This window comes from Motilimonas pumila (assembly GCF_003596335.1).
Lineage (GTDB): Bacteria > Pseudomonadota > Gammaproteobacteria > Enterobacterales > CBDFNC01 > Motilimonas > Motilimonas pumila.
This window is the reverse complement of the sequence record NZ_QZCH01000171.1, coordinates 1-537: the sequence shown is the minus strand read 5'-3', so window position 1 is coordinate 537 and position 537 is coordinate 1. Positions and strand designations below refer to the sequence as shown.

Sequence of the window (537 nt, the reverse complement as noted above, 5' to 3'; positions counted from 1 at the left end):
GTCGGCCACTTCGCGCGCGCCGTCCTTGACGTTCTCGAGCACGTTCTTGGTCGGATCGAGCTGCGGCTCCTGCGGCAGATAGCCGACCGTGATATACTCGCCCGGCCAGGCCTCGCCCGAGAAATCCTTGTCGATGCCCGCCATGATCTTCATCAGCGTCGACTTGCCGGCGCCGTTCGGGCCGACGATGCCGATCTTGGCGCCCTGATAGAATTGCAGGTTGATGTTGTTCAGCACCGGCTTGGGAGCGCCGGGGAAGGTCTTGGTCATGTCCTTCATGACGAAGGCGTATTGGGCGGCCACGTGGCGGTCTCCGTTCGCAGGTCTGGATATGCAGGAAGTTTGGCGGCGATGTAGCGAGCGGACGGTCAAATGGCAACGCGGCGCCGCGCGGGCCGCCTCGACGCCGCGCTCCCTACCCGTACCCCTTACCTATCGTCATCCCCGCGCGGGCGTGGATCCAGGGCCGTTCGGGAAACGCGGCAAGATCGAGCGCGGGAAGGAGAGATATCAGCTGCCGCCACAGCCACCCCATCT

1 protein-coding gene is annotated in these 537 nt (G+C 64.6%); it reads right to left on the bottom strand.

Annotation, left to right across the window (positions count from 1 at the left end; translation table 11 throughout):
* Nucleotides 1-303 (bottom strand): ATP-binding cassette domain-containing protein (locus tag D1Z90_RS21085; protein WP_119912685.1); only part of this gene is annotated, 303 nt, incomplete at its 3' end.
* Between the last annotated feature and the right edge of the window lie 234 nt (nt 304-537).